General features: G+C 52.0%; 18 protein-coding genes. 2 read left to right on the top strand and 16 right to left on the bottom strand.

The window, feature by feature from the left end:
* Positions 1-40: 40 nt before the first annotated feature.
* From tssF to IPM28_14855, 16 genes are all read right to left on the bottom strand, one after another.
* Positions 41-1930: a type VI secretion system baseplate subunit TssF gene (tssF, locus tag IPM28_14780; protein MBK9174246.1), complete on the bottom strand. Its 1890-nt coding sequence runs from the start codon at positions 1928-1930 to the stop codon at positions 41-43.
* Positions 1931-2001: 71 nt separating this feature from the next.
* Complete coding sequence (gene tssE, locus IPM28_14785) at positions 2002-2487, bottom strand: type VI secretion system baseplate subunit TssE (protein ID MBK9174247.1); 486 nt, start codon at positions 2485-2487, stop codon at positions 2002-2004.
* A 118-nt stretch (positions 2488-2605) separates the two neighbouring features.
* Positions 2606-3106 (bottom strand): type VI secretion system tube protein Hcp, encoded by a 501-nt coding sequence (locus IPM28_14790; protein MBK9174248.1) that lies wholly within the window; start codon positions 3104-3106, stop codon positions 2606-2608.
* Between the two features lie 168 nt (positions 3107-3274).
* Entirely contained in the window at positions 3275-4762 is a 1488-nt protein-coding gene (gene tssC / locus IPM28_14795; protein MBK9174249.1) for a type VI secretion system contractile sheath large subunit, read from the bottom strand.
* A 6-nt stretch (positions 4763-4768) separates the two neighbouring features.
* A complete protein-coding gene (gene tssB, locus IPM28_14800; GenBank protein ID MBK9174250.1) occupies positions 4769-5284 on the bottom strand; it encodes a type VI secretion system contractile sheath small subunit in 516 nt (171 codons plus the stop codon).
* 84 nt (positions 5285-5368) lie between these two features.
* Complete coding sequence (gene tssA / locus IPM28_14805) at positions 5369-6523, bottom strand: type VI secretion system protein TssA (GenBank protein MBK9174251.1); 1155 nt, start codon at positions 6521-6523, stop codon at positions 5369-5371.
* 105 nt (positions 6524-6628) lie between these two features.
* Positions 6629-7453, bottom strand: coding sequence for a hypothetical protein (locus IPM28_14810; GenBank protein MBK9174252.1), 825 nt, complete (start codon positions 7451-7453; stop codon positions 6629-6631).
* Between the two features lie 27 nt (positions 7454-7480).
* The gene (tssM, locus tag IPM28_14815; protein MBK9174253.1) at positions 7481-11095 is read right to left on the bottom strand and encodes a type VI secretion system membrane subunit TssM; all 3615 of its coding nucleotides are present in this window, start codon (positions 11093-11095) and stop codon (positions 7481-7483) included.
* A gap of 114 nt (positions 11096-11209) precedes the next feature.
* Complete coding sequence (locus IPM28_14820; protein ID MBK9174254.1) at positions 11210-11887, bottom strand: DotU family type IV/VI secretion system protein; 678 nt, start codon at positions 11885-11887, stop codon at positions 11210-11212.
* Between the two features lie 5 nt (positions 11888-11892).
* Positions 11893-13245 (bottom strand): type VI secretion system baseplate subunit TssK, encoded by a 1353-nt coding sequence (gene tssK, locus IPM28_14825; GenBank protein ID MBK9174255.1) that lies wholly within the window; start codon positions 13243-13245, stop codon positions 11893-11895.
* A gap of 138 nt (positions 13246-13383) precedes the next feature.
* The gene (locus IPM28_14830; protein ID MBK9174256.1) at positions 13384-14160 is read right to left on the bottom strand and encodes a YkgJ family cysteine cluster protein; all 777 of its coding nucleotides are present in this window, start codon (positions 14158-14160) and stop codon (positions 13384-13386) included.
* A gap of 57 nt (positions 14161-14217) precedes the next feature.
* A complete protein-coding gene (locus IPM28_14835; protein ID MBK9174257.1) occupies positions 14218-15513 on the bottom strand; it encodes an FHA domain-containing protein in 1296 nt (431 codons plus the stop codon).
* Positions 15514-15583: 70 nt separating this feature from the next.
* On the bottom strand, positions 15584-17002 hold the full coding sequence (locus IPM28_14840) for an FHA domain-containing protein (protein ID MBK9174258.1): 1419 nt from the start codon (positions 17000-17002) through the stop codon (positions 15584-15586).
* Positions 17003-17016: 14 nt separating this feature from the next.
* Entirely contained in the window at positions 17017-18549 is a 1533-nt protein-coding gene (locus IPM28_14845; protein ID MBK9174259.1) for an FHA domain-containing protein, read from the bottom strand.
* Between the two features lie 117 nt (positions 18550-18666).
* Positions 18667-19191 (bottom strand): hypothetical protein, encoded by a 525-nt coding sequence (locus IPM28_14850; GenBank protein ID MBK9174260.1) that lies wholly within the window; start codon positions 19189-19191, stop codon positions 18667-18669.
* 30 nt (positions 19192-19221) lie between these two features.
* The gene (locus IPM28_14855; GenBank protein MBK9174261.1) at positions 19222-20589 is read right to left on the bottom strand and encodes a pyridoxal-phosphate dependent enzyme; all 1368 of its coding nucleotides are present in this window, start codon (positions 20587-20589) and stop codon (positions 19222-19224) included.
* Between the two features lie 127 nt (positions 20590-20716).
* Here IPM28_14855 and IPM28_14860 point away from each other — a divergent pair, with 127 nt between their 5' ends.
* Positions 20717-22030, top strand: a complete 1314-nt coding sequence (locus IPM28_14860) for a hypothetical protein (protein MBK9174262.1) — start codon at positions 20717-20719, stop codon at positions 22028-22030.
* Positions 22031-22792, top strand: coding sequence for a hypothetical protein (locus IPM28_14865; protein MBK9174263.1), 762 nt, complete (start codon positions 22031-22033; stop codon positions 22790-22792).

The following is a 22792-nucleotide window of genomic DNA, read 5'->3' on the forward strand; positions in this document are numbered from 1 at the left end:
GCCCGATCCCGCGTGTGCAGGTTGCTTCTGCTTCGTTCGTCTAAAGTAATTCCTGTTCCCCGGCCCGCGGCGGAAAGGTCTTTATGTCCTCTTCGCGTTGAGCCGACCTGATCGTCAACTGGTTAAACGAATTCAGTGATGCATAAAGAGCAAGGAACCGTTCCAAAACGCTGGCAAACAGGAACATCCCGCTGCCGACATATTGTTCCTCGTCGAATGTGATCGTCGTATGCAGGCCGCGGACAAAGCCGGTGCCGATACGTCCGCCGATCTGTCGAACTGCTTTTTTGGACTCGATGCCAACGATACCAAGGATCTGCTTTCGAGTAACGGCGGAATCGCCGATATTGTAAAGATGCAAGATCTCTTGCAATGCCTCAGGTGTTCCGTCGTCGCCGTTCACCAGGGAGAGGTAGTTCAAATTCAAATGCGAAATAAGCCGCCACTGTGCCGATCGCTTTTGCGGCGGGCGCAGGGTCTCAGTAGGTTTGGTGAGACATCTCACCCGCGAGACAAGAGCCGTGCCTTCAACCTCGAAGTCGCCTTCTTTTCCGCCAAATGGCAGTTTTGCCGGAAGGTCGCGGTTCGTACATGTCGTTCTCACATTAAGCACCTCGACCGGCGGCGCGAACGGATCAAAATTGGCGTCCACCAGCGACATGTGTATTTCCGTTCCCTCATCATCGGGCCTCTGTGACTGCCTGCGAACGGCATACCAGAACGACTTTTCCATTTGTTCACCGTATGCATGCCTCAACGAGTAAAATGGAGAGAATTCGCGAGTCGTGTTGGTCCGTGGATCCGAAGCAAACACACCGTCGATCGAGTAGATCTCGGTTGTCGACTGGCGATGAATGTCGGGGATTATATGGTATTCGTATTTCTGCTGTGAAATGTAAACCGGGTCGGCAAGACGCGAAAATAGATTCACGATCGGCGTACAGCCCATTCGAAAGGTCTCGGTAACGACGGGGGCAATGGGCGGCGTTACGTCCTTGAGATGGATATAAACATCAAAGTAACCCCCGAACTTTGCAGCGATCGCCTTATCGACCCCAAAGATATCGAAGAACAAAAATTTGAAGGGAAAGGAAAAGTACTCGGTCAAAAGGCGATAGCCCTTGAACGATCGCTTTGTGAACGGCAAAAGGCTCTCCGAATCACGAAAACCTACTTGCTTTATCGCATCTTTCGCCGGAATTACGATAGGATCGGGAAGCCTCAGCTGAATTCCCGTCAAGGTCTTCATCGTGCCGGCGCCGAACGGCGGATCTTTTGGCCGAAACTCAACGGAAACTGCCTGGTTGAAAATGATCTCATAAAGCGGAAACACAAGCTGTGGATCGCCGTCGAGATAAAATCTGAAAAACTCGGGGGGCGTTTCGCCGCCGATCTTGATCTCGTGCAGGTTGGCTCCGCCATAACACTGCATGCTCAACTTAATGGCACACTCGGCGTATTTGCCTTGCGAGTTTTTGGGCGCGGGCGAATCGAGCGAGGCAGACTCGAGCTCTATTGGCAATAATTGAACGTCGTAGGCAGTCGTGAACTGGCACGGCGTCCCGTCAACCGGCCGAGAATTCAGCTTCGAACCCCGCGGCAGAACCTGTCCGGAAGTGATCTTATCGTTCGGTGAACCGAATGACATTTGCGAGATCGCCATAGACGGGATCGGGGCAAGATAATGTGGATAGAGAACGTTTATGAACGATTCGGTAATTTCGGGGAGTTCGTCTTCGAGCTTTAGGCCGATGCGTCCGGTGAGAAACGCAAAAGACTCGATCATTCTTTCGACGTGCGGATCCTCGACCTTTTCGCCTTCGAGCAAAAGTCTGCCGGCTATCTTTGGGTATTTTCGGGCAAACTCCGCGCCCATACGGCGCAGAAAAACGAGTTCGCGTTCGTAATATCCTAAGAGTTCATCGCGCATCTTTGTCCGTGAGGCGGCTTTCCGCTATGGGGCACAAGGCTATTTCGCGAGCGGACATTCCACTTGCGGCATCACTTCTCGACGACTGAGAAGCCGCCCGTACCTGCCTGCAATACCGAGTCGAAGACTATAGGTTCGGGCGTTGGCTCGATATCGAGTGTTGCTTCGATCCGAAAACGCAGTTGGCGGTCGATGTTATCGACCGGTTCGAGCTCAACTCGAAGGTCGAGGAAACGCGGTTCAAAGGTCTTTAGTGCCGATTCGATCGCGGCGGTCATTCGCCGCTGTTCGATCGGGCTTTTTACGCTTACGCCGGTGAAATCGGGCAATCCGTAAAACGCGACCGAACGCGGAGCTTCCTCTAATCGATCATCAAGCGTCTCGATATGGCAGCGGGTGTTCAATAGCCATTCAAGGTCACGTCGAACCGCCTGTTTCAACTCGGCGAGGGAGGTGGAACGCGACTTTGGCGGCTCCTGAGACATACGCGGATCCAGATCGATCAGCCTATCCAGAAGCGATGGTGTAACTCTTGTTTCTAGATCACTCCGAGACATAGGCTGAAATCAGAAAAACACGCTCCCGCCGGTATGGCGGGAACGGTTACTTTTCGAGAAACGAAATGTTGCCTGCCGCTCCGGTCTGAGCGGCAGACAGATCGCTGAACGAGCAGGTTTAGGCTCCGGTGCCTTCGACCTTCTTGATGTCGTAGCTGGTCGTATTGGTCAATGCCACCGTTCCGTCCTTCTTCTGTTGGAAGTACTCCATTGTGATATTGGTGAAGTTGAACGAGATCTGCTCCATCGGCAGGATCGAAGAACCGTTCGAACCACCGGTCTGGAACGACGAGATCACGATGTCGCCGAAAGTGACCTTCGTGTACGTGAACGGGTTACCGTCACCACCGGTCTTGCGGCAGGAAAGGATCGCCTGCGGGATGTGGTTGCCTTTGGCACAAGCGAGGAACAATTGCGGCGACGCTTTGCCGTTCTGGACAACGAAGTGAAAGTCCTGAAGGCTGACCTTACCGACGCCAAGACCAGTTCCCTGAACTGCTGAACCTGAATTACTGGCTCCGAATGACCACGACTCGATCTGCATCTGCTTTTCAAAACCGACGGCTTCCGATTCGCCCTCGATCGTATCGATCTTCAAATAATAATCTGCACTTGCCATGTTGTATCTATGCTCCTTTTAGATTTATCGAAATAATCCTGTCTCTCCAACAGGTCCATCGTAGGCTTTCGTCCCGACTCGTTGTGGTCCCTACTCGCTTACAGGATAGAGACGACGCGAAAGCCTGCTTTTGCCAAATAACCGCGAAAATTGCGGATATCCCACAATTTATTTCGCCGGTGGCGGAAGATCGGCGACCAATCTCAGACTGACCGAGAGTTCGTCGAGTTGGAAATGCGGCCGCAAGAATGCAACGGCACGATAACAACCGGGCTTTCCAGGTATCTCCGCGACGTCGACGCGTGCTTCGCGCAGCGGATACTTTGCCTTTTGCGAGGCCGGGGCAACATCGTTCTCAAGTACGTATTGAGATATCCATTTGTTAAGGAACATCTCTGCCTCTTTCCTCGACATAAATGAACCGACCTTGTCACGCATCATTGCCTTAAGGTAATGGGCGAAACGAGAAACCGCGAAAATATACTGAAGCTGCGACGAAAGCCGGGCGTTCGCATTTGCGGCATCTGAGTCGTACTTCTTCGCTTTGTTTGCCGACTGGGTCGCGAAGAATGCTGCGTAATCGGTGTTTTTGCAGTGTACCAACGGTATGAATCCGTTATCCGAAAACTCCTTTTCACGCCGATCGGTGATCGCGACCTCGGTCGGACACTTCATAGCGACTTCGCCTTCGTCGGTCTCGAATGTGTGCGTCGGAAGGCCCTGGACCAGGCCGCCGCCTTCCACGCCGCGTATGGCTACACACCAACCATGCATGGAAAATGCCTCTGTGAGCCTTGTTCCGAGCGCGTATGCAGCATTACCCCAAAGATATTTCTTGTGGTCGGTACCGTCAACGTCTTCTTCAAAGCGGAACGATTCTGTCGGTTTTGTTGCTGCGCCATAGGGTTCACGCATGAGCACGTGCGGCAACGTAAGGCCAACGTAACGCGAATCTTCCGATTCCCGAAAACTGCGCCATTTCATGTATTCAGCACGCTCGAAGATCTTGGTAATATCACGGACCTCCGTCATTTCTGAATACGTGTCCCATCCAAAGAGATCCGCCGAGGCTGCGCTCAGAAACGGGGCGTGGGCGGCCGCAGCAACTTCCGAAACCTTTTCAAGCAAGGCCATATCCTGCGGGTGGTTGCCAAACTCAAAGTCGCCTATCATCGCACCATAAGGAGCGCCGCCAAACGTTCCATATTCGTCTTCGTAGATCTTCTTGAAGAGGGTCGATTGGTCAAATTCGAGGGCTCTTTCGAAATCTTTCAAGAGCTCTTTCTTAGTAACGCTCATCACACGTATCTTGAGCTGGGGCCCGGTGAGCGTGTTCTTGATCAGGTGGTGGAGACCGCGCCACGAACCTTCGAGTTTCTGAAAATCTTCGTGGTGCATGATCTCGTTCATCTGGGCCGAAATCAGGCGGTCGATCTCTGCGATGCGAGCATTGATCGCCACATCCATATTCTTGGTCATGGTCAGTTCGCCGCTCATTACCTGATTGACGAACTCAGCGATCATGTCTTTTGCGCGTTCTTTCTGAAAATCGTCACGCGCCATTTTGCCGTCAGTCAAGATCTTGTCGAGCAAGCTGACTTCGCCAGTGGTTTCGACGGTTTCTACTGCGGCTTCTTTTCCTTTTTGTGTAGCCATTTTCGATTAGTCCTCCTTCGCATCGATACCGAGCGCCGCGCTCAGTTCTTTTTGTTTGTCGGCACTTGAGATCACGTCTTCGAGCAGTGTTTCAAGCTTTTCATTTCCGTCCATTTTCGACCTCAGGTCGGCCAGTTTCTGCCGGGCTTCAACCAGCTTTCTCAGCGGTTCGACCTGTTGAGCGACATTGTCAGGTTCGAAGTCCTCGATGCTGTTGAACTTAAGCTCAATGCCCATCTTGCTCCCATCATCCTGAAGCTTGTTGTCGATAGTGTAGGCAAGTCGCGGCTTCATTCCGGCGAGCACCTGGTTGAAGTTGTCAGGATCGACTTCGACGAACTTGCGGTTCTTGAAAGCCGGCAGCGGCTCTTCCGGTTTACCGACGAAATCGCCCATTACGCCGATCACGAAGGGAAGTTCTTTGAGTTCGATCGCGTTGCCGACCTCAACATCGTAGGTGATCTGGACCCTTGGCGGCCGCACCCGGTCGATCTTATGCTGTAAACTCTCTTTTGTTGGCATTGACTTATCTCCTTTAGTTGTAATATTTCAATTCAAAATGTTACTCACATTTACAAATCCCGGCAGATGCGGAACTGCTGCTGACTACCCCTGATTCGTTTGAGCATTCGGGTCGCCGGATGCAGTGTTGAAGCCTAATGTTTGACGAAGCTGATATAGGATAGTCTCGTCCTTGATGACATCCTGGAGCCACGATTCAAGCGGCATGTGGCCCCATTTAACGGCCCGCTGAACGAGGTACGAAACCGGACTATGCGGCTCGGTCTTCTGAAAGAAATCGGCGACATCGGCCAATCGCTTTAACGCGTCTTTACGGTTTTGTATCGGCCCCGCAGGGCCTCCGCCTGCTCGTCCGACTGCGGCTCCGTCGGCGGATCCTTCGCCGTCCGCGGATTCGCTTTCTTCGACGTCGGATTCGTCAGGCTCTTCTTGCCGCTTTTCTTCAAGGAGCTTCTTGACCTGCCCGTGGATGTCCTCGAGTGATTTACGCAGCGTACTCAACCCAGGCGTCTGATTGCGGTCGTATTTTTCCTCGGTAACTTTATTGAGGGCGTTAAATGCCTCCCAGCATTCTTCGAGCGTGAAGTTTACCTTTTCACAGCTTGCACGCCGAGTCGCTGCTTTCTCTTTTCGCCACATTTCCGCCGTTACGCGGCGTTCGTTCTCGGCCTGCGCCTTTAATTGCGCGTATCGGGCCTGATCCTCGGTGGCGAGGGTCTCAAGATTGTCAGGTATGTCAAACGTCTTCGAATCTTCCCAATCGATAAAGCTGTAACCCTCGCCGCCCGTGAACGGTGCTTGCTTCGCGGCGAAAGCTCCGGTCGTATCAAACCATGAGATTGCGTTTGCACGCCCCTCCATGTCGCCTTCATCGATCTCGGGGTGCACGGTTTCCCAAAAGATATCGTGAAAGCCGGCGAGCATTTTCAGGCCGTCGCGAAGTCCCGCAAAACCATACTGCTTGAGCAAAGCCTCTGCCAGCCAAACCCCGACCTGAAGATCTTTCGTCTGAGTGGTAAGGGCCGGTACAGCAAGATCGATGACCCTACGGTAATCAGCAACCTTAAGTTCCGTCTGCCACTCGCCTTGATTCAAAACTTCGTCCGCACGGCGGGCCTCTGAGATCTCGTCGTAAAGTCCGGAGTAACGGAGCGATTCGCCCGAAGGGTTCTCATCAGAGATCGGACGAAGTAGTGCCTCAAGGTCGACGACCGGTGGCTGTCGTAGTTCTTCACTCATCGAAAAAAACTCCTAAGATTACTCAAGAACTCGGGCGAATGCTGAAACTCACTGGGATTTGTGCCCTTATAATAAACGAAAACGCGAAATAAATCACTAAAAAACTCAATCGGCCGTTTCGCCAACTTCGGCCGCTTTCGGATGCTTAAAAACGATAGTGTCAAGATCCAGGATCGACCGATCTTTGCCGTCCATCCAAAAGAGTTTCATTCCTTCTCCGACGAAGAGCTCTTCGCCGAGGTCTTTCCATTCAGTCATCCTGCCTAACCGAACTAGATCGTTTTCGCTTTTCCATGAACCCGCATATAACGCCGGGAAGAACATCTCGCCATTGGTACCGTTCGTCAGTTCGACCTTCGCCTGTATCCAGAAAAGATCCCGCAGTGATTTCGGCTTAATAAATTCGATCTTCTCGACATGTTCGAATGGCAGCCAAATATACGCATCCTTGAAAAGGACCTCGAACACGCAGCTGGTCAGATCGTTATAATCGCGAAAGTCGGAGTGATCTTCGCCGTTGATCGTACATGCGTACGCCGGCCGACTCTCTTCGACACTATCCAATATCTGACGTGCCTCGGCAATGTTTCCTTCGCGAACGCGGTTGTTCGCGTTGTGCATGTCCGCGAAATGCGGCGGCGTAGCCGTCATCGTCTCGGGTTTGACCCCGTCGGCGAAATAGGCGAGCCGGTCGCGCTCCGCCTTGAAATTCTGTCGAAATATATTTGCGCCGATCATCGCATTTACGTCTTGATGCCCGATGACCTCGAGTTGTTTTTCGGCCCGTTCCCATTCTCCCGAAAAGCAGCACAGCTCGAACAAAAATGTTCTGGCTGTAGCGTTCGTCGGGTTTGTCTTGACCAAATTCAGCGCGCTTTCGACCGCAGCTTTTAGATCGCCTTTATCGAGATTCAATTTTGCGTCATTCATAATCTGGCATCCTCTGCATTGATCCGGTCACTTGATGAACGTCTGTGGAGCTTTTACCGATCGGAACGTATTTTTGTCAAAAAGATCGCCGCCACTTGGTTTTATCGTCGCCGTTACTGCTTTACCGCTGACCGAAAAACTCAACAGATATTCGCCGCCGGGCTGTTTCTCGGGCCTCGAAGCATCGACAAATCTGAACAAGCCCCAGTTGCCCTGGAACGTATTCGGGATGGCCGACGGTGCAGTCGTCCGGTTAGACGATGGCGTTTCAGATGTGTTCGATCCTGAAGACGATGTCGACGTTGGTGTCGAGCCCCCGCTAGTTGAAACCAGGCTAAGCAGAACGCCCGTTTCGGCGGATTGGGCAGCGGGGAAGGTTCCTTTGATCGATCCGGTGCCTTCTGACGTTATCTTTTGACCATCGATCTTGACCTCGACGATCGCGTCCTTGACCGGGCGGAGTGTAAATTCGTAATCGAATTTGGGTGTCGGACTTGTACCGAATAGAGCCTTTCTGAGATTGATCGCACTATTCAGATATGCAACGAATTCATCGCTGAACTGCACTTCGCTAGTGGCCTTGACCTTAAGCTGTCCACCGGATTCTTCAAAATACTTGCTCAAACGATCCTCATAGAACTTTGAGAATTTGCCGTCAGATGGATTCAGATATGCCGTGAGCTTGGTCAGGTCGGCTTCGCCTTGGCCATCTTCAAACGGGTATCCTTTCTCGATCTCGCGAGCCGCGGGGATGATCTCATCGGTCCAGGCTTTTGCCAATTGGCTCTTCGCATCAGCTCCGAGCAGGCCCTTTAAGTTGCCGATCGGACGCTGCAAAAGAGTTGCCAATTCCTGCCCGGACGACGATTCGCTGAATGTGCTCAACAGGCCAGTGATCGCCTTTTCTCGAGCAAGGATCTTGAGCGGGTCTTTATCATTTGCCATTTCTTCGGCTATCCGCTTCATTCTGTCTTCTGAGATCCCGCTGAAATCATTGAATGCCTTGCCCATTTCGGCCTGGTACTTCTCGATAGGGGCGTTTTTGGGATCTTCAGCGGTTCCGACGAAAACGAACAACGGCCGGAACTCCTTTTCCGGTTGGGTCGCCGTCGCGGTCTCCGTTTTCCCCTTTGAAAAAAACTTCATGATCCAGTCGAGCCATCCACCCGTATCGACCGCTTTTGAGAAATCAGTGTTCTTCGCGATCTCAATGACCAATATTTTCATTGGCGAATTTGCCGACGAAAAAACACGAAGAGCGTCGGTAGCGTCGTCCTTGTTTTTGTACGGCCTCACCTGCACGCCCTTTACGAACGTTCGCCACTGATCCGCGTAATCGCGATGATACCGGTCATCAAGTTTGGCGGCATCGGTCGATTGGGCGAGTTCGCGTTTACCAAGTTCGCCCATTACCCAGTCGTCTTCGCTAAGTTTCTGATCCGCTTCCGCGATAGCTTTTTTCATCAGGTCGTAACCGACCCTTGTAAACGCCCCGGGGACGCGATAAGTGCCTGAAACAAATCCCGCGGGATCATCGGCCCCGTATTTTGCCTTTATGGCGTCAACGGTTGTCGGTCCGGTTTCATCGACCTGACGCGAGATCTCGGTGATCCGGTTACTGTAATACCTGTAAACCGCCGGAAAGGCCTGTAATTTGCGTCGCGTATCTTCGACCAATTTCGCGTTCATTTCAATACGCGGAAAGTTGCCGTCATAAAGATCGCGGTCAACCTGCTTTGCCCAAAACTCGAGATGCTGCTCGGCCGTCGGCCGCATATCGGCCGGCACCTTTGATTCCGTTACCCAGTATTCCTTCAAAGTGTTTGCAATATGGGTCGCCTCGGCCTTTTCCTTGTACTGTCCCGAGATCATCAAATATGCCTTGAGCAAGTTGTAATGCTTGTCGAGCAGTTGCTCATCCTTTTCTGTCAGTTGCCCTGGGTTCGAGACGCCCTGTCCGTCGGCGAATTTGCGAAGTTCTGCCTCGATCCGCCTTACCGTCGGGGCTTTGTAACGACCCTCAACAAGGTTAAAGTAAAGCGGCAAAAGGTGATTTTCGTATATCTTCTCACCTGAATACATCCCGAACCGCATGTATAACGGAGCACCATCACGATCGTTGGTATCCAACATCGTCAATAGCGGCATCATCTCATCGATAGTTCGGATCTCGCGCCTGACTTCCTCTTCATTCTTCGCAAGGATATCCTTTCCGGCATCTGAGCGTCTTAAAACCAACGCTTTCTCACCGATGACGATCGCCCGATCGAGCATCGCCTGATTTGAGAACAGAGAGACTCCCGCCATTACCAAAACTGCCAATACAGCGAATAATCCAAGAAGGGTCATGAACCATCCGAAGATAGGCACCCTTTGGCGTTGAGCAAGAAACGTCTTGACAAGGTCTTTGTCGCGAAGAATGACGTCACGGAACAAACGCTGAGTAAAGTAGCCGCTGCCGGCGGTTTTCGGTGATCCAGGTGCGGCCTTTGTCTCAGGGACCGCGGTAAAATAAAAGCCCCTCAGAAACGGGTTTTCACTGAACGGGTTAGGACGGAATAGAGCGTTAACAAAACCGCCGAATTTGCGGCGCGCCGAGCCGAAATGCAGCGGAAAATTGAAGATCCTGAGCTGGCGAACGGGAGCGAATGGAGCCGATAGGCGAATAAGACGACGCTTCATCACCGAGTTATGGAGCAACTCGTATTCCCCGTCGAACATAGCTTGCGCGTTCTCGCTTTTTTCCAACGGAATCGTAGCACCCCAAACCAAGGTGCGGTCCTCGTTCTTCGAGCTCGAGAACGAATCACGAAAGCCCTCTATCGAATCGGCGTTCGTAAATATCAAATAGACCGGGAACCTGACCTTGAGTCGCTGAATCGCTTCATCAAGCCGTGCGCGCAGCACTTTCGCCAGTTCCTCGTTTTGACGTTCATCGGATTTGAGTATGTCTTCAGCATTGACGATCAGCAGGAAGCCATCTAAGGGCCGATTAGAACGATACTTCTTGACATTTTCGATCAGCGAAGCCCATTCATCGGCATCAACTCCCTCGGTCTGATATCGACCCGCGGTGTCCAAAAACACCGCGTCGCTTGTTACTCGCCAATCGACGCTCTGCGTCGGCTTTACAAATTTCTGCTCCGACTGTCGTTGACTTGGAAGTGTTTGAAAATTGAGATTCGAACTGATCACGAGCGAGCTCTTGCCGGCCTTCGGTGCACCTGCGACCAAATACCAAGGCAACGAGTAAACCGCGTCTTTACCGCTTTCGCCAAGATTCGAACTCTTTAGGAATTGAACCGCTTCTTCGGCTCTCGATGCCAGATCTGCATTTTCACCGACCGGAGCTGATACCTCTGCGGCAGCTTTTTCAGGTACAGCTTTTTCTCCGGCGTCCTTGCCCGCCGCAGCGGCCTCTTCTTTTTCCTTTTTCCTTTTCGAGCGGCGAGCGGCGAGAAAGCCGACAAGCATCGTAAAAGGCATCGTTAACAAAACCAGAACGATGACGACGACCTTTTGATTACGGCCAACACTGCCTTCGGGCATCATCACCACGATCATCGTGACAATGCCGTAAAACGACATGATACTGCCAAGACCGAGTGCGTATTTTAGTTGACCAACGTGCCAGGACGACATAATCCGTTAAAACCTGATGAGTTGAGCTAAGTCCAATCGAATCCTGAGAGTTCATCCGATCGGTTTCCCAACAGTCGAAACACCGAAGAGAAACTCGGTCGTAAAAAGCGCAAACTACAGTTGGAGCTTTTCCGCCGCGTCCCAAAAGAACTTCATAGAAAGCAAGAACATAACGAAATAGACAATGATCCCTAAACCTAGACCGCCGGCGGCGCCGAGTTTTGCCCAAACAGGCATTCCTCGCTTTTCAGGCGGCTTCGGCTGATCATTTGCAAGCCAATGCGGTGAAAGCTCGACCGACTGTATCTTTCCGACCTTTACCAGTGCATTAGCGGTACGCTGCATTGTTGCCAGAAGCTTATCCTGTTCATAGATAGCGTATCGCCCTTTGAACCCAAGCAGCATACAGAAATAATAGACCTCGACCGCATCCTGCGTCGTCTCGATCTGCTTTAGCATCGCGTCCAGTTTGTCGAAAAACTTATTGCCCGCCAATTGTTCGCCAAAATATTCGAGCTGAAGCGGATACTTTTCCCATTCGTTCTTTAACGGGAAGTTGTTTGTGAGGACGACCTCGTCGACAAATGAAGCAAGAGCGAATTTCGAAACCTGCACGATCTTGTGATTGAACCGATATCGTTCAGCACGCTTCTCAAAATCCTGCAGCATTCCCGCGATCTGCGGGCGAAGTTCATTCGAGGGAACTACGATTCCGGCCTTTAACCTCAAGATCAGGTCAAATACCGGCCCGGCAAAGGTTATCAGATCATTTTTGTTAGCGGGATCAGCCATATTTCTTATGGTTTGACAGCGTATAGCTCAAGTTTTTCGTCCGGGATCTCGTTCGGCACGTAAACCGCGATTACCTTTGAGCCGGTAATTCCGTTCCAGTAAGGCCCAATCGAATCGAGTTGGAAGTATTTGAAACCGACACGCGATGGGATCGGAGCCGGCGGAGGATTAGTGTAGGTCAGCACGACCCCGGGCAGCGCAGATCCGATGACCGAATCGATCACATCACGTGAAGCGATCTTTACGACCCGCGGTACTCCCTCGATCATCTTTGACTCGGGCATCTGTGCTCGAACCGCAAGGTAGAACCCGGCTTCCTTGAGCAGCCTTTCATCTTCAATTCGGCCGACATATAGTGTATCGCGGGTCTTTTCGAGCGGAATCGCGACACATCGGCTCGGGATCACGGTCTCGAGCAGGTCCTTTAATTGAGTCGATAGGTTGTAAAACGTGAAATAAAGATCGTCGTGATCATATTTCACAATGTCTTTCGGGTGCGACTCGAGAGCGAATGTCATCAGTTTGCCGACGAGTTCTCCCATTTCAAGATAAAGTCGCTCGGGGTGAAGAACGGGCGACCGAAAGAAATGAGACATCGTCGGTATCGACGAGTTGATAGTATGCAGCAGCCAGAAGACGGCAACTTCCGATGTTGTGAAATCGGCGAGGGAGGCATTGCTCTGCCGTCGTTGTTCACCAAGGCTGCCGCTTTTGGTGATCAATATCTCGACCATCTGCCGGAGCATATTGACGAGCCAGCCAGATGCCGACGACTTCAAAATCGGCGGGATGTACTCATCCGATATCTTTAGCTGGCCCGTCGGGGTTCGCTGAAGCTCGGCGATCTTCATTGATGTGAATCCGTCGCGCAGTTCGTCGTCAAAGATTATCCTAAGGTTGCTTTTTGCATAAGCGATCGGCTGCTCGTTCGACCCTGTCGTTTCGTCCTTGACCATCGAGCCTTCCTGGTGAAAGCGAAGATTTGACCCAGCAGACGCACCACTTGCCTGAAAATTGGCTTCACCGGCTTTCTTGGCCGGTATAGCCAGATGAACGCCAAGCCGTTCCTGTTCGACCTTGAAGTGATCGCCCACGGGTCGCAGGTCAGGGACTGCCTCAGCGTCAGGCACATTGATCATCAAGCCGTCCTGCATAACGGCACGGCAATTCGTTATTTGAAAGTTGCCGTTGGCTATAGCTTCATTGTTTACCTGAAGGTCCAATACGCCATAGTTAAACTGCATCATCGACTGGGCACGCGAATGCAGCAGCTCTTCATGATAATTGTCCCACTGCTGAAAATGGTGCGGAGTCAGGAGCATCCCCTCGTTCCAGACGATTTTGCGGTATTTGCTCATAACAAGATTTAGACGTAAATAGTAAAACGAGTTAGCGAATTAGTAAACAGTCGGGCGCAGGTTTCTTTTGCAGCTCGAATACCGCCGTTCTGTTAGTAACATTACAGTTATGACGACAAAGAGAAATGCACCGATAAATCAACTTTCCGGTATCGGTGAGCCGGTCAGGACCGTAAAAAACTCGGCCAGCCAGCGCTCACCGGACTTTTCAGGAAGGACTTCCGACCCGGCTTCTGCGACCGCAAGCGACTCGATCAATGGAATAAATCTGACCGCGGCCGGATCAACGCCGAGGAACCGGATCGGTTTCGACGGCTTAAGAAAGACATTCACCATGTCGATACTCGCATTGGTCGGATCAGCACAATTTTCGGCCGGCGAGGTCACGAGATACTCTCGACATGCCAAAGGTCGATCTTCATGGATCGTACAAGACTCGTTTTCGAGAAACGGACATTCGATCGACTGACCGAAATATTCCATGACCGCTTCATTGATCTTCTTTTCAAGTTCGTGTTGCGGATCCTGACGACGGTTTTCCGAGAGATCGCGGATTCGGTCGAACCAGCCGATCGCTTCGAAATGGGCCAAACTGTCGGCAAACCGCTTCTTGACCAATGTCTGCCTTTCGATAGGCATGGCTTCGACTACTTCAGCCAATCTGATGGCCTCGATCACCGAAACCGGTACGGCCTGTCGGCAGCAGGCACCGCAACCCTTTGCACACGAGACCTTTTCGCCGTTAGCGGCTGCCGCGGCAACGCTCATTTCCACAAAGCTATCGGTCATTTTTTGAAATACGGGCAGCATCCGATCGGGCCTCACGGGACCTGAGGGCACCGTTAATTCTAGATCGAGGGGTTGTCCGGCAACTTTCAATGTTATGTTACCGGTGATCCACTGTTCATTTTCCATATTGTTTCTCTTCCGGCGAAAACGTCGATGGTGCCGAGATGTAGATGAAAGGTGAACTCATAGAACCAGAGTCTCGGCTGTGACGCCAAAGTCCTTTGGATTTTGCGCTATTATTCCCACCGCGAGAAATGTAAGAGCGTTTTCGAACTCGGCATTCGTGAGTTTGCCGTTTTTCTGCAGAAACCAAATCGTTCGAATCGAACGCGAGCTTTCAGGGAACTTATTAGAGAGGTCCTGAAGCATGTTTCGCATTTTCATTAATTCGCCCGCCTTTCCCTGATCATAAGCAGCTATCATCAGCAATGCGTCATCAGCGAGTTCGTTGCCGATCTGCGTTCCGAGCTTGTCGAGAACGTCGACCAGGGATTGCGCGGTTTGAACTACGTCGCCCTTATTGCTGCCGAGCCTGGCAATAGCAGCGACAGCCAAGAACTGCGGCTTGAGGTTTTTGGATTGAGCGAGTGCCGCGAGTTGGGACGAACTCCTTTTCGCCGAGTTGATATTTGCCGCAAGCGCAGACGATGAGCTGATCTGCTTAATCTTACTGTTGACTCTCGCAGCCTGTTCGCCGGTAAGAAACGCTTTCGGGTCATTGATCGCGATCCGACGCAGAAAGGCTGCACCGTGTTCCTCCACCTTTGACGTCTCGCTTGTGCCTCGCGGCATCACCGATTCGCTATTCCCCGAACTCAAATTCGACGGGGCCTCGGTCGGACTCGATTCAGGCTTGGAGGTTGATGTGACATCGTTCGACCGAATTCGGCGATCTCGGGTTACCGGTTCGTCGTCGATCTCGATCGGATCATCACCATCGTCGGTAGTTACCTGATTGTTCGACGAACTTCCGCCGTTCAATACGAAAAACAGCCCGCCTGCAAAAACCAGAACGATCACGGCGACAAGCGGCCCGATCAGCAACAGGGAAGTCGGAAATCCGCCTGATGCTGACTTCGCGTGTGGATGCGGCGAAGTCGCGCCACTTTCAGAAACGATCCCCGATCGTTCGGCAGCGACCGGCTTCGCAAAAGAACCGGTCGTAACACGCTCTCGATCGGCGAATAATTCGGTGCGAATGATGACACCGCCCCCGAGGTCCAAGACGTCGCCGCTCCGGATCTCGACCGGCTCGAAGATCTCCGTTCCGTTCAATCGTGAACCATTACTGGAACCCTTATCTTCGACAAAATACGACCCGGAAAGACGTTCGATATAAAGATGTTCGCGGGAGAGACGGGGATCGGCGATACTAAGATCAGTTGCAGAATGGCGTCCGATCACGAATCGATCCTGATCCACGACGACCTCGCGTTCATTACCGAATTCGTCACTGAATATGAGACGCAACAACTGCATATACGGTGTTTGGGTTTGTCAAAAGGTCAACCGGCAGATCGCGGGCTAACCACCTTCGTGACCCGGCCGATCATCGAGTATACGTTGAGATCGGTTGAAGCTTCATCCCAAAATCCTGCGGATTCTCGCCGACGATCGCGGCCGCAAAAAACTTAGGGACATATTTGAAATTCTCTGATTGAAACTGCTTTGACAAAATATCGCCCTTTGAGATCAGGGACCAGAAGTCGCGCGGCAACCCTGAGTTCGATTCAAGGGCTTTGGTAAGATTCGAACTCAATCCACCCTCGCCGCTGTTGTAACTGCCGATCGCAAGCGGCACACTTGCCGGGCCCGTGCCATAACGTCCCGTGAGAGCCTTCATGTATGAGGCAGCCGCTTTCGCTGAGGGCTCCGGTTCGCAGCGCTCATCGGGATTTGTGGGAGAGGCACCTTTTACGGTCTTTAGACCATGGATCTCGCCCGTTGCCTTTGTGAACTGGAACATCCCAAGCGGACCCGTCGGGCTTTGAAGGCAAACACAATGCTCGGATTCGATCATAGCCAAATACAAACCTATCCGCGGGTCGATCCCTTTCTCGTTGAATGCCTTGACGATAAACGGAGCGTTTTTTGATGCACGGGCGTAAGTAACCTCGAGATTATCGCCAAATTTGCATCCCCCTAAGGGCTTTACATTTATACGTTTCGCATACGCGTCAGTAAACGACTTGATCTTATCAAGTGCGGCCGATGGAATCTCTTCGCTTCCGCGATTGCCTATAACCTGAGCTATCCGCATCGCTCTATCGCTGAGATACTGGCGTTTCTCAGTCTCCGACATAGCGAGATAGTTCTTTCCGCTTGGCTGAGTCGAAATTGCCGTTGTCTGACTGGCCTCAGGTGACGGGCCGGGTGTCGGAGACGTCAATTCGGCCGAGTTTCTCGCTGGCTTGTCTTCTTTCGAGTTTGTTTTCATCGATGGTTTCGGCGTCGGTCGTTCATCGACATCGTCAAGGTCAGTATCGTCGCGAACCACTTCCGGCTTACCGATCCCAAGAGCTTTGTAAACGATGAAGAAACCCGAAACGCTGAATATGAGAAACGCGAATGCTATGAGCGCGACCGGCAAAATACTGGCAGGCGACGCCGAAGCAACGGTTACTTTGGAACGTTCAGCCGGCGGCGTGACGGCGGCCGCCGGGGCGGCCCTTTCTTCGGCATGCACGCGTAAGATCGTTTCGTTTCCAAGACGAATGGAATCACCATTCTTAAGCGGCGTACCCGACGGATTTACGGCCTCGCCGTTAACGAACGTTCCGTTTGACGAATGTTCATCAACGATCCATACGCGGTCGCCCTCGCGGTAGATCGATGCGTGCACCCGCGAAAGACTATTATCTGCAAATCGCTGATCGACGTCCGTCCCGCGTCCAAGCGTGATCCTGTCGCGGTCGATCACTATCTCTTGCGAACCATCCGGCGTCGGGAATGTTAACGATATATCCAACACTTCCTATTATATTACAATGCCAGCCTGAACAACTCGGATAGTTGCCGCTCGCTTTTCAACCCGAATTTCTGCGGGTTCTCAGCGACGATTCCGGCAGCAAAAAAGCGAACGATCTGTTCCCGTTCCGGGGCTGTCTTTATCGAGTTCCAGATATCGGTTCGATTTGCCGGCAATGTTGATTTCCAAACACTGGCGTCTTGTGGTGATTTCCCAAATGCCCCAACGCTGTAAATAACATCTCCATCAAATACGCCGAAGACGAGAGCCTTCATATATAGTGACGCTGCCTTTGCTGCACAATTTTGCGAAGCCTCGGCAAGCGTTTCAGTTCCGCAAAGCCCTGTATAGCCATTTGAACTTGCAAATTCGCTGGTCATTCGCCAAAGGCCTTCGTCATTTCCCTGTTTATCAGGGACAAATCGGCTACGGCTCATCGCCAAAACAAAACCGAGCGGAGCGTCAAGATTTTGCTCACGAACGAACGCGACGTTGATCGCATCGCGATATCTGGCGGCGCGATCGTAATAACCCGGTTGGGCATATTCGGCGGTCTTTTTCTGGATTTCCAGCAAGAACTGTTTATTCGACACACTATACGAGGAGCTCGCCGGAAATTGCTTCAAGAATCGCTTTGACATCTCGTTGATCTCGATCAAAGTAACGCTTTCCGCCTTCGGCTCTGACGGGGTTTGGCGGGGATCGGCAATATTGGCCGGGACGGCATCCCTGGGTTTCGTTATCGACTTGGTCTCGAATGCTAGCATTACAGGTTCGTTCTGCTCGATTCGGTTTCCCTCTTCGTCCTCAAGGACGATCGCGAGCCCATGGTCGTAACCATCTGCGAACTCCGGAAAATCATTAGGGTCGATCGTTGCGGTGAATGGTATTTCATCCGTGCTGGCAAACTCGATACCGTCGATCGTAAATGCAGCCCGTGCGACACAGCCGCCATTCGAAACGTCGACCTCGATCTCGGTCGGGGTTGAAAGTGTGTCGCCCGGCTCCGGCGAGACGATCACCGCTTTTGCGTTACATGCAGACGAACTACTGTAATAAAGGATGCCGGCCCCACCGGCAAAGACAACTGCCAGGCCGAATACGCCGCCTGCAGCAAGCAACATCTTCTTTGACCCCACAGGCTGCTCCGCAGCAATGGCGCTGGCGGACTGAGCAGTTGCCATATCAGAGCTGGAGGCCGCATCAGAAAGACCCGGTGCTGAGCCGTCAGCGGGGAGTTCCGCGAAATCGCCACTCTCATCAGCGAACTGAACAATGACCTCGGCTGATCCACCTAAAAGTATCTTTGCACCGTCCCAAAGGTAGATCTCGCCCTCGACCCGCTGTCCATTTACGGTTGTTCCGTTACTGCTTCCGAGGTCAACAAGGCAGTAATAATCGCCGCGTTGCTCGATCTCGACGTGATTTCGCGAGACGTTCGAGTCATCCGGAAATGAGACGGAATTGTCGGGGGCTCGCCCGATCGTCGCGACTCCCGAGCCCAGATAGAACTCACGGCCATCAAAAATTAGTCTTGCCTTTGGCATCTGTCAAAATACTGAACGGCGAACACTCGAAATAAACCGCCAGAACACGACGGTTCCAAGACACGTCGGCCTGAATCTGGTCCGATGGTTGACGAGGAACTGCAGAGCGTTTTGCCTTCAAAATGCCGAGTCAACAACAGGAGCTTTGAGAAAGAGAAAATAAACGACCGCCAAAAATAACGCGATGAATGCAACGATCACGACCACGCCGAACACTAACATCACCGAGCGCATCGCACCGCGTTTTGGCTCGACCTGAGGGACGGCCGTCTCAATTGTGGGTTCGGGATCGAGAAGCTCCGAAAGCTCGGGCTGAGGCTCGACCTGCCCGCCTGCAGCGGCGTTCATCGACGAATCACCCGCCGGCTCTTCGTAAAATTGGTTGACGCCGTTCGATTCATTAACGGGATCGAATTCCGGTGCGTTCGGTATGGCCGTCACATCTTCAGAGCCCTCGATCGCGCGATCTTCACGATTCGCCGGCTGGCCGCTGCTCTGCCTGAATACAGGCTTTGGCATCGTCCAACCATCTTTGTTTTGAGACGGCGGCGACGGAATCGCAGACGATGCCGGGTTCGGCGGAGTAGTATTCAGTTCGTCTTCGACGTCGGGTTGTACCGTGCTATTTTCCAGATCGTTCATAGCTAGTTCCCTCCATTCAATAAATGGTCGTTAACGTTGCATGTCAAGAACATCGGAACGTGTGATTATTCCTGTGATACGTTTGAAATCTTCGATCAAAACGGCCGGCGACTTCTGAAGCTTTGCCTTGACGTCTTTCAGCGTGGTATCTACATCAAGGACGGGAAAACTAGCTTCCATCACATCACCGACCTTCGAATCGAGAAGATCTCGGTCAATCAAAAGCTTCGCCAGCAAGCGGCTTTCGCGAATGCTCCCAACAGACCGATTATCGTCCAAAACAGGAATTTGAGTAACGCCGGCCTCATTCATCTTTGCCAAAGCTATGCTCACGATCTCGTTCGGCGTTACAAAGATCAATTCCGCCGGAGCGCCGGAATTCTTTGTTTCGGCGATCAAGCCGGCGGTCATCCGCTGCGGTTCCAATAGTAGTTTTTCCTTCATCCATTCGTCTGAATGGAACTTTGTCAGATAATGCTCTCCGGTATCGCAAACGATGAAAACGATAAGTCCGGTTTCATCGAGGTCCGCGGCGACCTTCAAAGCGGCGGCAAAGTTCGTTCCCGTGGAGCCGCCGCAAAAGATCCCTTCGCGCCGAGATAACTGTCTTGCCAGGTCGAACGACTCTCGATCGGTAACGTTGATGATCTGATCGACGATCTTCATGTCGGCATTTCCGACCGGAAGGCTTTGCCCTATACCCTCGACCAAATATGGTGTTGCCTCGGGTACATGTCCCGAATCCTTGAACGTTTTGAAGATAGAGCCATACGGGTCAGCCCCGACGATCTGGATCTTAGGGTTCATCTCTTTGAGAAATCTCCCCGTTCCGCTGATAGTGCCGCCCGTTCCGATACCCGAAACAAAATGTGTGATCTTGCCGTCAGTGTCTTCCCAGATCTCGGGTCCGGTGGTCCGATAGTGGGCTGAGGGATTAGCTGGATGATTATACTGATCGGGGTAGAACGAATTTGGTGTCTCGCCTGCAATACGTCGAGCCGTTTCGACGTAATGATCGGGTGTTCCGTGTTTTGCCGCCGAGGGACAAACGACGATATCAGCACCTAACGCTTTCAGATATCGCATCTTTTCGACAGATACTTTGTCGGTAAGAACAAAAATACACTTGTAGCCACGAACCGCGGCCACAAGAGCGAGGCCAATGCCGGTGTTGCCGGAGGTTGCTTCGATGACAGTGCCGCCCTTCTTTAATACTCCTTCCTTTTCGGCCCAGTCGATCATCGAAACGCCGATGCGATCCTTTACAGAATAACCCGGGTTGAGGCTTTCCATTTTGGCAAATATCTGTGCCTTTATTTTATGCTGCCGGGTCAAATGGTTGATCTTGACCAATGGTGTATTTCCGATCAGATCTAATACGGTGTTGTAATATTTCATTCGTTATAGCCGTCAGGCATTTTTGTTGTTTATGATTCGTCAATATTAAACCCAGATTAAATCTCAGCAAAATTGAAACGGATGAAATCGAGATGACGTATAAAAGATCAGTCTAAGTCGAATACTCATGAAACGAATTATCTTTATTCTCGCATTCGTATTTGTATGCTATCTAATTCCGGGTGTAAGTGCTCAAACCACGGCGGTAACGTCGAACCGAGCCGAAATGTCACCTGCGGAAAAACGGCGTGCGGCGTTCGAAATGGTTTGGAATACGGTCAATGATAATCATTACGATCCGACTTTCGGCGGTATCGATTGGAAAAGTGTACGCACAAAATATGAACCGCAGGCTTACGCAGCAAGAACCGATGACGAATTGTATCGGATACTGAGACAGATGCTCGGTGAACTAAAGCTATCTCATTTTGGCATTTTTGCAGAGGATCCGAACTTCTCCTCGGCTGCTCGCGGTTCGGGCACGGTCGGGGTGGAGATCAAAATGATAGGCGGCGAACCGGTCGTGTTTCGCGTTTCGGATGGTTCGTCTGCAAGCGCATCGAAGGTCCGGCCGGGAATGAAAGTAAGAGCGGTCGACGGCAAGTCGGTCGCATCGATACTAAAACCTCTCGAGGATGCAATGAAAGGACGCCAATTGACCGAAGCAAGCAAGAATGTCTATCGTGAGCGTACGATCGAAGCGGCGATCGAAGGCGAACCGGACAGCACCGTCAGGCTCGAATTGGCGGTAAGATCTGCCTCCTCTGTACACGACTTAAGGCGGGTCAAGTTTTCCGGAGAAATGTCTCAGCCGATGGGTAATTTTCCGGCGCAGGAGGTCGTCTTCGAGTCAAAACGGCTCGACGGCAATATCGGCTACATTCGATTCAGCATGTGGGTTATCCCGCAAATGACGAAGATCCGAGCCGCGATGCGAGAATTCAGCGATGCTGCTGGTATCGTAGTAGATCTGCGGGGCAACCCGGGCGGCGTCGGCGGTATGGCAGCCGGATTTGCAGGACTGCTCGTAAAGGATCGCGTTTCCCTGGGATCGATGAGATCGCGGGCCACTTCGCTCGAGTTTATCGTTTATCCCCAAACCGAACCATACCTCGGGCCGGTCGTCGTTTTGGTTGACCACGGTTCAGGATCAACAAGCGAGATATTTGCTGCCGGCCTCCAGGAAATAGGTCGAGCGAAGATGATCGGCTCGAAAACCGCAGGCGCTGTCCTTCCATCGGTTTTCGCAAAACTGCCGACCGGTGCGACCTTTCAGTATGCGATCTCAGACTACAAGTCGCCTAAATCGGTCCTGATCGAGGGCCGTGGAGTCTTTCCGGATGAAACCGTGGAACTCGACCCCAACCTCTTGCTCGACGGAGTGGACACACAGCTCCGGCGTGCAATGGACATAATCAATAACCAGAAGGGAGATCAATAAATGGGAAAATACATTTCAGCATCATTTTTCATTATCTTTTCGTTCGTATCAGCTTTGTTCGGTCAACAAGCCGCAGTTCCTGAGACTAAGCCTGCTGAAAAACCGGCGTTGCCGAGCGTACGGAATGTGATCGATAAGTATGTTGCGGCCATCGGTGGCAAGGAAGCCCATCTGAAGTTACGATCACGACTTACCAAAGGTAATGTGGAGCTCTCACCGATGGGGTTAAAAGGGACCTTCGAATTGCTTCAGGCGCCCGAAGCTAGATCGGCGTCGCGGATGACGATTGCGGGTGTTGGAGAGTTTGCTGATGGTGCCGACGGCAAGACCTCGTGGACTGTCAATCCTATACAGGGTGGAAGGGAACGGACGGGTCTCGAACTTCAGCAGAATCTATTGACAAGCAATTTTTACAGGGAAGTGAATCTTGAAAAGCTGTACACAAAACTCGAGGTCACAGGAAAAGAGACCGTCGCCGGTCGTCCGGCATTAATTCTCGCGGCGACATCCGAAGGACTGCCGGCAGACATAATGTACTTTGATGCAGAGACCGGGCAGTTACTTCGAACCGACTCAACCCTGGTCTCGCCCGAAGGGAATCAGCCGGCGAAGATATTTTATGAGGACTATCGTGAGATCGACGGAATCAAGATGCCATTCAAGGTACGTACGGTGCTTCCGCAATTCGAGATCGTAATGACAACAAGCGAGGTCAAGCACGGGGTTGAGGTCGATGAGGCTCGCTTTTCGCGTCCTAAGTAA

Source organism: Chloracidobacterium sp. (assembly GCA_016716305.1).
Classification (GTDB): domain Bacteria; phylum Acidobacteriota; class Blastocatellia; order Pyrinomonadales; family Pyrinomonadaceae; genus OLB17.

Bases quoted from the DNA above. Each gene is read 5' to 3' on its own strand.
- tssF (MBK9174246.1), bottom strand. From the start codon at position 1,930: ATGCGCGATGAACTCTTAGGATATTACGAACGCGAACTCGTTTTTCTG.
- tssE (MBK9174247.1), bottom strand. From the start codon at position 2,487: ATGTCTCGGAGTGATCTAGAAACAAGAGTTACACCATCGCTTCTGGAT.
- IPM28_14790 (MBK9174248.1), bottom strand. From the start codon at position 3,106: ATGGCAAGTGCAGATTATTATTTGAAGATCGATACGATCGAGGGCGAA.
- tssC (MBK9174249.1), bottom strand. From the start codon at position 4,762: ATGGCTACACAAAAAGGAAAAGAAGCCGCAGTAGAAACCGTCGAAACC.
- tssB (MBK9174250.1), bottom strand. From the start codon at position 5,284: ATGCCAACAAAAGAGAGTTTACAGCATAAGATCGACCGGGTGCGGCCG.
- tssA (MBK9174251.1), bottom strand. From the start codon at position 6,523: ATGAGTGAAGAACTACGACAGCCACCGGTCGTCGACCTTGAGGCACTA.
- IPM28_14810 (MBK9174252.1), bottom strand. From the start codon at position 7,453: ATGAATGACGCAAAATTGAATCTCGATAAAGGCGATCTAAAAGCTGCG.
- tssM (MBK9174253.1), bottom strand. From the start codon at position 11,095: ATGTCGTCCTGGCACGTTGGTCAACTAAAATACGCACTCGGTCTTGGC.
- IPM28_14820 (MBK9174254.1), bottom strand. From the start codon at position 11,887: ATGGCTGATCCCGCTAACAAAAATGATCTGATAACCTTTGCCGGGCCG.
- tssK (MBK9174255.1), bottom strand. From the start codon at position 13,245: ATGAGCAAATACCGCAAAATCGTCTGGAACGAGGGGATGCTCCTGACT.
- IPM28_14830 (MBK9174256.1), bottom strand. From the start codon at position 14,160: ATGGAAAATGAACAGTGGATCACCGGTAACATAACATTGAAAGTTGCC.
- IPM28_14835 (MBK9174257.1), bottom strand. From the start codon at position 15,513: ATGCAGTTGTTGCGTCTCATATTCAGTGACGAATTCGGTAATGAACGC.
- IPM28_14845 (MBK9174259.1), bottom strand. From the start codon at position 18,549: ATGCCAAAGGCAAGACTAATTTTTGATGGCCGTGAGTTCTATCTGGGC.
- IPM28_14850 (MBK9174260.1), bottom strand. From the start codon at position 19,191: ATGAACGATCTGGAAAATAGCACGGTACAACCCGACGTCGAAGACGAA.
- IPM28_14855 (MBK9174261.1), bottom strand. From the start codon at position 20,589: ATGAAATATTACAACACCGTATTAGATCTGATCGGAAATACACCATTG.
- IPM28_14860 (MBK9174262.1), top strand. From the start codon at position 20,717: ATGAAACGAATTATCTTTATTCTCGCATTCGTATTTGTATGCTATCTA.
- IPM28_14865 (MBK9174263.1), top strand. From the start codon at position 22,031: ATGGGAAAATACATTTCAGCATCATTTTTCATTATCTTTTCGTTCGTA.